5 protein-coding genes are annotated in these 11,448 nt (G+C 57.5%); 2 read left to right on the forward strand and 3 right to left on the reverse strand.

Annotated elements, in window-relative coordinates:
• Window positions 1–100: 100 nt before the first annotated feature.
• From JMN36_RS06315 to JMN36_RS06325, 3 genes are all read right to left on the reverse strand, one after another.
• Window positions 101–3,955 (reverse strand): multifunctional oxoglutarate decarboxylase/oxoglutarate dehydrogenase thiamine pyrophosphate-binding subunit/dihydrolipoyllysine-residue succinyltransferase subunit, encoded by a 3,855-nt coding sequence (locus tag JMN36_RS06315; protein WP_412728570.1) that lies wholly within the window; start codon window positions 3,953–3,955, stop codon window positions 101–103.
• Window positions 3,956–4,135: 180 nt separating this feature from the next.
• Window positions 4,136–7,999, reverse strand: a complete 3,864-nt coding sequence (locus JMN36_RS06320; protein WP_412728571.1) for an ABC transporter ATP-binding protein — start codon at window positions 7,997–7,999, stop codon at window positions 4,136–4,138.
• 215 nt (window positions 8,000–8,214) lie between these two features.
• On the reverse strand, window positions 8,215–9,108 hold the full coding sequence (locus tag JMN36_RS06325; RefSeq protein WP_221924028.1) for a hypothetical protein: 894 nt from the start codon (window positions 9,106–9,108) through the stop codon (window positions 8,215–8,217).
• A gap of 203 nt (window positions 9,109–9,311) precedes the next feature.
• Between JMN36_RS06325 and JMN36_RS06330 the strand changes: the two genes are divergently transcribed.
• Entirely contained in the window at window positions 9,312–10,694 is a 1,383-nt protein-coding gene (locus JMN36_RS06330; RefSeq protein WP_204583079.1) for a glycine--tRNA ligase, read from the forward strand.
• The gene (locus JMN36_RS06335; RefSeq protein WP_221924029.1) at window positions 10,695–11,390 is read left to right on the forward strand and encodes a hypothetical protein; all 696 of its coding nucleotides are present in this window, start codon (window positions 10,695–10,697) and stop codon (window positions 11,388–11,390) included.
• Window positions 11,391–11,448: the final 58 nt, after the last annotated feature.

The following is an 11,448-nucleotide window of genomic DNA, read 5'->3' on the forward strand; positions in this document are numbered from 1 at the left end:
CAGCTGGTAGGGGAGTGCGCATTCCGCATCGGAACACACGAAAGGCCCGCCACGTGAGTACGTGACGGGCCACTGCTTTCGTGGAGTAGAGGTCTGTGCCCTAGTCCGCGAAAGCTTCTTCGATCAGCTGCTTCTCCTCGATCTGGTGCACCTTCGATACACCGGTCGCCGTCGAGGACTGAGCACGTCGGGACACGCGCCTCATGGGAAGCATGTCGGGCACTAGCTCAGGCAGATGCAGCGCGAGGAATGGCCACGGTCCCTGGTTGGCAGGCTCATCCTGGCAGAACCGAATCTCGGTGGCGTTCGGGTACATATCGAACGCTTCCTTCAAGCGACGGAACGGTACCGGGTGCAGCATTTCCAGACGGATAATGGCCAGGTCATCACGGCCATCCTTCTGACGCCGCTTCTCCAAATCCCAGTACAGCTTGCCGGACACCAGAAGGATCTTCTTGACCTTCGACGTATCTCCGGTGGCGTTGCCGTCGGCATCGACGAAGTTCGGGTCATTAATCACCGAGTGGAAGCGCTTGACCGTGGTGAAGTCCTCCACCGAGGAGGTCGCCATCTTGTTACGCAACATCGACTTCGGCGTCGCCACGATCAGCGGACGGCGAAGATCACCCAAAGCATGACGCCGGAGAAGGTGGAAGTAGTTCGCCGGTGTGGACGGCTGAGCCACAGTCATCGAGCCCTCAGCACACAGCTGCAGGTAGCGCTCGATACGCATGGAGGAGTGATCCGGGCCCATGCCCTCATAGCCGTGCGGCAGCAGGAGGATCAGGCTCGATTGCTGGCCCCACTTGGCCTCACCCGACGACACATACTCGTCGATAATTGTTTGCGCACCATTGGCGAAGTCACCGAACTGTGCTTCCCACGCGACGACAGCATGGGGATTGCCGACGGAATAGCCGTATTCAAATCCCATCCCGGCGAACTCCGTCAGCGCGGAGTTGTAGACCAGGAAACGGCCACCGTTGTCGCCGTCCTGCGCCAACTTTTGCAGCGGGTTGTACTCGTCGGAGTTTTCCGCATCGATGTAGACCGCGTGGCGCTGGGTGAACGTACCGCGGCGAGTGTCCTCACCGGCCAGGCGAACGAGTTTGCCTTCATGCGCTAACGAACCGAGGGCGAGAAGCTCGCCGAATCCCCAGTCGATCTTGCCGTTACGCGACATCTCGCCACGTTTCTTCGCCAGCGGAGCGACGCGCGGGTGGAGATGGAACCCTTCGGGCGGGTTGGTAAAGACGTCGCCGATAGCGGCAACTTCTTCTTCCGTAATCGAGGTATCTAGCCCGCGAGGCAGCTCTTGTGCCGAGGTAATACCCGATTGTTCGGCAGGCTTGCCACCCTTCTCGGCAGCACGGACGTCATTAAACACGGTTTCCAGTTGCTCGCGGAAGTCGCGCTTAACGATCTCGACCTCATCCTCAGAGAGATCACCACGCCCGACCAGGCTGCGGGTGTAAATGTCGCGGACGGTCGGCTTGTTATCGATGATCTGGTACATCTCGGGCTGCGTCATCGACGGATCGTCAGCTTCGTTGTGGCCACGGCGTCGGTAGCAGATCAGGTCAATGAACACATCTTTGCCGAACTGGCGTCGGTACTCGACGGCCAACTTGGCAACCCACACCACAGCTTCGGGGTCATTCCCGTTGACGTGGAACACGGGGCACCCGAATGCCTTCGCCAGGTCCGTCGCGTATTGGCTGGACCGGCCCGAATCCGGGGTCGTCGTGAATCCGATCTGGTTATTCACCGCGATGTGGACAGTTCCGCCGACGGTGTAGCCGCGCAGCTGCGACAGGTTGACGGTTTCCTGCATGATGCCCAGGCCCGTCATCGCAGCGTCACCGTGGACCAGGATCGGCATCACAGAGAAGCCTTCATTGCCGCGGTCCAGAATGTCCTGCTTGGCTCGGGCAATGCCCTCCGCGACGGGGTTCACAGCCTCCAGGTGAGACGGGTTCGCCGTGAGCGTGACATCCACTTCACCGTCATTGAACATGGAAATGAAGTGGCCGGTTTCACCCAAGTGGTACTTCACGTCACCGGACCCACCGGGGGAGGCGGGGTCGATATTGCCCTCGAACTCGGTGAAGATCTGCGAGAAAGGCTTGCCGACGACATTCGCCAGGACGTTCAGCCGCCCGCGGTGAGCCATGCCGATGACAACTTCGTCGAGCCCCTGAGCAGCGGCGGTGTCAATGGCGGCATCCATGAGCGGAATGAGAGACTCCGCACCTTCGAGGGAGAACCGCTTCTGCCCGACGTACTTCGTCTGGAGGAAGTTCTCAAAGGCCTCAGCAGCGTTGAGCTTCTGCAGAATGTACTTTTGCTCAGCGCGTGACGGCTTGGGTTGGCCGGCCTCGATGCGCTCTTCCAACCAGAGGCGCTCGTCGCGGTCCAGGATGTGGTTGTATTCGTAACCGACTTTCAGGGTGTAGGCAGACCGCAAGGTGCTCAGCACTTCGCGAAGCGTCATAACCTCTTGCCCAGCGAATCCACCAACATGGAAGCGTCGGTCCAGATCCCACAAGGTCAGCCCATGCGTGGCGAAATCAAGATCGCGGTGGTCGGGGATAGGAAGCCCCGGCTGGTGCCACTGCAGCGGATCAGTATCCGCGATCAAGTGACCACGTGACCGATACGCTTCAATCAGCTGCATCACGCGGGTATTTTTATCCACCCCAATGTTGGGCAGATCCTGCTCCCACCGGAAGGGGACATACGGGATCTTCAGGGACTTGAAAATGTCATCCCAGAATTCGTCGTTAATCAGGAGACGGCCGAGCTCACGGAGGAATTCTCCGGACTCCGCACCCTGAATAATCCGGTGGTCATAAGTCGACGTAATAGTAACTAGCTTGCCGACGCCTAATTCCGCCAGGCGGTCCTCTGACGCACCTTGGAACTCCGCTGGGTAATCCATGGATCCGACGCCGACGATCGTTCCCTGTCCCTTTGTCAACCGGGGAATCGAGTGGCGAGTACCGATGCCACCCGGGTTGGTCAGCGAGATGGTGACGCCCTGGAAATCTTTCATCGTCAGTTTGCCATTGCGGGCACGGACGACAATGTCTTGGTAGGCGTCGACAAACTCTGAGAATGACAACGTCTCTGCAGCCGGGATGGACGCAACAACCAAATTGCGGCTGCCATCCTTATTCGTCATGTCGATGGCCAGGCCCAAATTGATGTGCTCTGGTGTGACGATGGTGGGTTTGCCGTCGACAACCTCGTAGCGATTGTTCATCGACGGGTGAGCTAAAACAGCTTTGACCAGCGCGTACCCAATAATATGGGTGAAGGAAATCTTCCCACCACGCGTGCGCTTGAGCTGCTCATTAATCATCGCGCGGTTTTCGAACATGAGCCGCGCAGGCATATCGCGAACCGACGTTGCAGTCGGAATCTCTAGCGAGATGTCCATATTCCTTGCAATGGCCTTTTGCGGCCCACGTATCTTCTTCGAACCAGCCTCAGGCAAGGACGAAGGAATATCGACGTGGTCACGCTTCTGGGAGGGCGCCTCTTTCTTGGCCCGTAATTCGCGCTGAACTTGTGCGCGTTTATGAACCTTCGGTGCGTCGTGACGGGCGGGCTTCGCCGCGGCAGGTGCCGATGCTTGGTTCGTGTTCCGGGCGTGGGCTGAAGGCTCCTCAATGTGTGACACTGTTCGGTCGGCCGTCTTTTCGGCCACGTTTTGTTGAGAGGGTTTCTTCTCTGCGGCTTTGTGTTCAGCGCGCTTGCCCTTAATAGTTTTTGCTTCGTCAGATGAGGAAGAAGCGTTATCAGATTTCTTTGCAGCAGTATTGCTATTGGTACCTTTGTGAGCTCCGGAGGGTTCGGTGCCAGCCGACGATTCGGGGGCGCCATTTTTCTCAAAGAACTCGCGCCATTCCTTATCCACTGACTCCGGGTCCTTCGTGAACTGCTGGTACATGTCGTCGACCAGCCACTGGTTCTGGCCGAAGGAATTATCGCTGTTCACAGCGGGTGCTCGCCTCATTTCGTCGATTGTGACTCACTTCTCTACAGAGTAACCGCTTATCCCTTTTGTCGCCCAAAACGGGACCCTTTTGGAGGTCTTTTCCGCACAAGAGGGTGCCCCCGTTGGTGTGAACTAGGTGTCGCTCCCTCCGGAGGTAGAATGTTTCCACAGGTCAGCGTAGATTCCCTGGCAGGCGAGAAGTTCATCGTGATTCCCAGTCTCGACGATTCGCCCCCCGTCCATCACGAGAATGCGATCCGCTTGAGCAGCGGTAGCCAAACGGTGGGCTACGATCACGCTCGTTCGATTCGACATCAACCTCGTACTAGCGGAAAGAATGGTTTTTTCCGTGGCCGGATCAAGCGTCGATGTGGCCTCGTCAAGAAGCATGATCTGCGGTTTTACCAGTTCTGCGCGCGCTAGCGCGATGAGTTGACGCTGGCCGGAGGATAGCCCGCGCCCATCTTCACCCACCGGCGCAAGGAAGCCCCCGGGGATTGCGGCGATGGCGCGTAGGGCCCCAATGCATCGCGCAGCATGGATGACGTCATTCGGTGTCGCGTTGGGCTTGCCATAGGCGATATTTGACGCGATAGTCCCTGCAAAAAGGTGTGATTCCTGCGGGACGAATCCGAGCGATCCACGCCATGCTGTCAAGGTGATATCGCGGATATCTGTATCCACTGCTCGCACCGCGCCAGCCGTCGGGTCATAAAACCGCGCCAACAACTTCACGATGGTCGATTTACCCGCGCCCGTCGCTCCAACGACCGCCACCGTGGAGCCCTCGTCGATAGTCTCTGAAACATCGTGGAGGACGTCCACACCGTTCGAATACGCGAAGGTGACGTCGTCTAATGACAAGGAGCCCTCCGGAACGTGGGTTTCCTGCCCAGTATCAGGAACTGACGTCGACTGAGACAACAAATCACTAATACGTCGCAATCCAACCTCGGCCTGCTGATACATGTCGAAAACCTGAGATAGCTGCTGGATGGGTGCGAAGAGGAGGTTCATGTAGATCATGAAGGCCACAAGCACACCAGCCGTCACCGTGCCATTGAGCACCATGACTGCACCCACTCCCACGACGGCAGCGGAGGCCAATTCGGAGAGCGCATTGATGCCAGGGAAATAAATGGAGACTGCGGTTTGCGCCTGCATACGCAGCCGTCGATACTCCAGCGCGCTATGTGTGAAACGCTCAACATCCGAGTCCTGCTGGTTATACACCTGCGAGGTGCGGATACCATTGACAAGTTCCTGAAAATCCGCATTCACCGTCGAAATTTGGCCGCGAGCCTCCGAATACAACCGCGACGAAATCCGCCGGAAGACCACAGTGGCCACAATGACAATGGGCAACGATGTCAGCGCCACCAAAGCCAGGCGAGGGGCTGTCACAAGCAGCATGATACTGACACCGATTAAGGTAGCCCCCGAAACGATGGCCTGGGCCAAACCCGCTTGAAGGAACTTCGACAGGGAGTCGATATCGGTGGTCATGCGGGTCATAATCCGCCCGGATTGAGTAGTTTCGAAGTAATCAAGCCCGAGGCGCTGAACATGGGCAAAGGACCGTAAACGGAGCCCATAGAGCAGGCGTTCGCCCGCCCGCGACGTCAAAATAGTGTTGATCGTGCTGGCAATCCATGCTGCCACCACGATAACCAGCCCCAACACGGTTGCGGTGACCAGAGCGCCCGTATCTTTATTGCCGACGCCGTCGTCAATGGCATGGCGCACGAGGGAGGGGAAGACGACGTCGGCAGTAACGGACACAAACAACGTGAGAATGATAGCTATTAGCAGCCACTTCACCGTGCCGAGTAACCCACGCAAACTGAATGGGGTTGAGTCATGTCGGAATGATTCCGCATCGACCTTGGGTTTCTCCGTAGCCGGAGGAAGTTTTTCGACCATCGCCAGTACCTCAGGTGTAGCGGGCATCCCGGAGGTTGAGCTTCCTTGGCCCAGGCCAGCACCTAGGCCACTGCCAGCTAGTGCCGCCCCCGACTCCGACAGGGCATCTCCTGCGGCGGCTGCCGCGCCGGGCTCATCCATGTCTTGATCCGCTGGCCAGAGCGTCGCGACGTCCGGTTCATCTCCGTCGTCGAAGGGAAGGGGTGCGTCATCATCGTGGCGTGGCAAGGCCATGAGCTGGGAAAAGTGCGGGCTTGACTCCTGGAGCTCCTCCAGAGTTCCGTACGCGGTAACGGTGCCAGCCTCGATGAGCGCAATGTGGTCTGCCAACGCAAGAGTGGAATGGCGGTGCGCGATAAGGAGCAGAGTGACGGATCCTTTCCGCGCCTTCAACGCCCCGATGATGGCAGCCTCGGTCGTGGCGTCGATAGCCGAGGTCGCGTCATCCAAAATAAGCACGCGGGCGCCGGAGACTAAGGCGCGCGCTAATGCAATACGCTGGCGCTGCCCACCCGATAGTGTCAGGCCACGTTCCCCAGCGACAGTGTCGTAGCCATCCTCCAGCTCCATGATGAAGTCATGGGCACTGGCATCCTTAGCTGCGGAGATGATGTCCTCATCCGTCGCCCGCGGGTTCGCCAGCGCAATGTTTTCGCGCACAGACCGCGAATAGAGGAAGGGCTCATCGAAGACAGCGGAAACCGCGTGCCGTAGGTCGCATTTCCGGATATCCGTAATATCGACGGACTCATGGTCGGAGGCAGATCCGTCGGTGGGAAGTTCGTGTGTGCCGACGCCCGAGCCGTCGCTGGTGCCGTCGTGAGTAGGAGAGGGGTGCCTTGAAGTTGTTAATCGAATTGTTCCCTCTGAGGAGGGGTAAAACCCTTCGGCTAGCTGGACGAGCATACTTTTACCCGCGCCGGGTGGGCCTACCAGCACAGTCGTCTCGCCTGGAGCAACGTCAAGGGAGAAGTGATTGAGAATGCGGTCGCCGGTGGTTTTCGACGAGTTCACCGGATCATTATCAACGTCCTTCTGCGGCTGGGAGAAGGACACGTTATCAAAGGAAATCCCAAGCGGCCCGTCGGGTATACGTGAGGGGGACGCAGGATCAGAATCCGCGTCCAGATCGACAACATCGAAGACGCGGGAAACGGATGACAGAGCCATCTGCATCGAGATAGCCATATTGGACAACATGCGGCAAATGCCGGTGAGCGTCGTCAAATACGTGGAAAAGGCGAGGAAAATACCGATGGTGATATGCCCGTTCAACGCGAGCCAACCGCCGATTGCCACATTGGCAACCAAAGCGAGGTTCGGCAGCTCAGCGAGCGTCGGTAGGAATTTGGCTTGTTGGTGAGCAGCGCGCATTTGCAGCGCGTACAGTGTCCGGCCAAGTTTGTCCAGAGTGGTAATCTCGCGTTCCTCTTGCGCGAATCCCTTAACCACTCGCACACCCGTCACGGTTTGCTCAACATGAGTAGCAACATTCGCGGCCTGCTGCTGGGCTGTCCAGGTCGACGCGAAGATTGAGCGTTTACTCCATAACCCGACGACGACCAGGATGGGCGTCACAATCACCGCAGCCAGCGACATCTGCCATGACAGAGTGAACATCACCGCAAGAATGATGACAAACTTAACGACGCTCCCTGCAGCGAGAGGAAACATTGCGAGGAGGCCCTGAACCATGTTGAGATCGGAAATAGATCGGGAGACAACTTGTCCCGTGCGTATTTCGTCTTGATCTTTACCGCCGAGACGGACAAGGCTGCCGAGGACACGAATCCTGAGCTCATGTTGTGCCCATTGGCTCATTTGTCCTGCTAGGTAGCGTCGCGAGAACTGGAACGCGTATCTCAAGAGCGCGATAACCACCATGACAACAACCACAGCGGTGAGTGGTGTCCACCCGGTCGATGCGGTTATCCACGACCACAAGGCGGTGGGACGCGCTTGTTCTGTTGCTGTATCGACGGCCCGTGCAGTGACAAGCGGAATTAAGATTTCTGCGATGGTGACGGCCAATGTGGCCACCATCGCTCCCCACGTGTAGTACGGGTGGATCATGCACACATGGAAAAGGCCACGCAGATCATGATTCCGTGGGGCTTCGGCATCAGTCTTCTCACTGGCGACGGCGCCAGTGAAGTTGTCCTTGGTGTTCGTCGTTGTCGTGTTCCTTGCTTCCAACAATTGTGAGGGTTGCTTCTGCGAGATGCTGGTTTTTAATGGCTGGTTAGAGTAGTGGGGCTATTAGATCAGAGCCCTCAGCGCTCCGACTATTACTCTTTGTCCGTGTCGCTGTCACTGGTGTTCTTGTCACCACTGCTCTGCGCCATCTTTTCCCATGCGTTTTCTAACGCCGTGGCAGCGTCGGATGTTCCGGAGTCACCTTGCTCCAGGGCACGGGTAGTGTCGGGCCACACGAGTGGCGGGTCGCCTAGCGTTGCACTGACGTGCTCTATGGCTTTCGATGCGATTTTCCTATTGAGGGTACCGCCCATGAGAGCGCCAATTCCCAGCGGAAGAGCCTTGGCAACCATGCTGGTGGCAGCCCGTTTACGGATCTTCTTGAGAGCCATCGAGGCTAGTTGGTTATTGACTTGTCCCACAGCGGGTTGGCTCAAAGACTTTAACCGGAAAATGCTTCCGCTACCCAAGACTGTTGCGATGGCTTCGTTTGCCGACGACCCATTGATCGCGAGCAAGACGAGGGCGGTGCGGTCCTTGTGACGCGAAATATCGATTCCGCGAAGATACGCCGAGGACAGGGTGTACCACGTGGTGAGCTCGAGGAATAAGAACGCATCACCCGTCGAAACACCTAAGGATGCGAGTGTGCCAACGCCGGGAACGGCAGCCGACGCTCCGGCACCCACCCCTGTCGTCGTCGCGAGGCGTCGGAAGTGCTTATTAATGACTTCTTGGACGTGGGCGGGGCTTTCGCCTTCGTGCTTGGATTTCACCATGTCGACATAACGCGCAATGGGTCTCACCTGGATTTCTGCGGCGCGCTCGACTGCGGAAAGGATCCGCGACGGTTGCTCTTTATTTTCGATGTTGCCGCTGCGGTCGAGCTCGTCGTTAGAGGGCTTGTCAGAGTGTTTGTCAGAGTGCTTTTTTGATGGGAAACGGTCTTTTATCGCGTCGGGTACAACGTTAAGTAATGAAGCCATAAAGACAATTCTATTAGGAGTCCGTGAGGGGCGGGTTCTCCTGTGTCCGTCTATGGACGTGTCGTGCCTGTGGGCTAGGCTGGTGGACGCGATTATGTGTGGTGCGTCGACGGCTTGTCGTCGGGCGCATGACGCAGCATGTACCGGAAGTGAAGAACGCGTCGTTCGGCGTACCGCGTCGTGTGAAGTACAAGGAGATTTGCGTGGCTGCATCGGTAATTGACACTGTGGTGAACCTGTGTAAACGCAGGGGCTTGGTGTATCCGAGTGGTGAAATCTACGGGGGAACTCGGTCGGCGTGGGATTACGGTCCGCTCGGCGTTGAACTGAAGGAAAACATCAAGAAGCAGTGGTGGCGGACATTTGTTCAGTCCCGCGGGGACATGGTGGGCCTTGATTCGTCCATTATTCTCCCGCGTGAAGTCTGGGTGTCTTCGGGCCACGTGAAGACTTTCACCGATCCGCTGGTGGAGTCCTTGCACACGCACAAGCGGTACCGGGCTGATCATCTTCTCGAAGCTTATGAGGCTAAGCATGGTCACCCGCCGGCTAATGGACTTGCGGATGTTCCCGATCCAGAGACCGGGCAGCCGGGGAAGTGGACTGAGCCACAAATGTTCTCCGGCTTGATGAAGACCTATCTTGGTCCCGTCGACAATGAAGAGGGGTTGCACTACCTCCGCCCGGAGACGGCCCAGGGCATTTTCGTGAACTTCAAGAATGTTCAGACGACGTCCCGCAAGAAGCCGCCATTCGGTATTGGTCAGCTGGGCAAAGCGTTCCGCAATGAGATCACCCCGGGGAACTTCATTTTCCGTACCCGCGAGTTTGAGCAGATGGAGATCGAGTATTTCGTTCCGCCTGCTGATGCCGCACAGCACTTTGATCGCTGGGTTGAGGATTGTTGGAACTGGTTTACGGACCTGGGCATTGATCCTGATCACTTGCGGAAGTTCGATGTTCCAGAAAATGAGCGCGCTCACTATTCCGATCGCACGATTGACCTGGAGTATCAGTTCGGTTTCGCGGGCTCAGGCTGGGGTGAGCTCATGGGTATTGCGAACCGCACCGACTTTGACCTGCAGAGCCACATTAAAGGCTCGGGTGAGGACCTCAGCTTCTTTGATCAGCCGACGGGGGAGCGCTATGTTCCCTATGTCATTGAGCCGTCGTTTGGTCTGACGCGATCGTTGATGGCTTTCCTTATCGACGCTTACCACGAGGATGAAGCTCCGAACGCCAAGGGCGGTGTGGATAAGCGCACGGTGCTGCGTCTGGATCGTCGCCTGGCCCCGGTGAAAGTGGCGGTTCTCCCGCTGTCGAAGAAAGACACGTTGACACCGACGGCGGAGAAAGTGGCGCAGGATCTGCGCGGTTTATGGAATGTTGATTATGACATTTCAGGTGCGATTGGCCGCCGCTATCGTCGCCAAGATGAGATCGGTACGCCGTTCTGCGTGACCGTCGATTTCGACACGCTGGATGATCACGCGGTGACCGTCCGCGAGCGCGACACGATGGAGCAGGAGCGCGTCAGCATTGATAAGTTGCAGGGTTACCTGGCTGAGCGGTTGGCAGGGTGCTAAATGAAACTATCCTGGGGTCCTCGTAAAGAAGACGGTGGCGTTGCCCATCTTGACCTTTTCCGTGACGACGAATTAATTGCGCAGTTTTCGCAGTCGAGGGAACTGACATCGGCGCGAGTGAAGCCATCCGGCGCTGTGGCGGGAGGAGCTCACCAGCCATCCCCTCAATCGAGTGCGAACCCAGAGTCGTGGCCCGAGTGGACATTTGTCCCACACACGAAGGGGAGATTATCCGCATCAGGACCAGATGGGCAGAATTTCCATGCTGATCCGCAATCACAGCGCGAAGGGAAAGAAGGGCAGATCGGGCGTGCGAAGCGCGTTGCTCTCGACATGGGCATCGCCGAGGCGTCATCGTCCGATCAGGCCTCGGCCAGTGCTGGCGTATCCGAATCTAGTAATACGTCGGAGGGCATACCCGCGGTTAATATCGTCAACTGCGGCAAACTGGACTTCGTATTTGAGACGCCCGATGAGACCAAATTAGGGCAGTTCACCGGCGGTAATCGTGGTGTCCGGCACGTGGTTGTTGAGCTAGAGCCTGGTCAGGAGGCTGCCATGACAACCGAGCAGCAAGTATTTCTAGCGTGGGTTGCCAGGATGCAGTTGGAGTCACGGTTAGTTGCGAGCACCTGGATGTGGACGGTGCTGTTGATTGTGCTTTTGCCGTTTATGTTGTTGGTGTTCTTGCTATAGCAACATTCGGGCAGCTTTTGGTCGGGGTTAATCGGGGGAGCGGTGGCCACCGAGAATC

Source organism: Corynebacterium pseudokroppenstedtii (assembly GCF_019754945.1).
GTDB classification, from domain to species: Bacteria; Actinomycetota; Actinomycetes; order Mycobacteriales; family Mycobacteriaceae; genus Corynebacterium; species Corynebacterium pseudokroppenstedtii.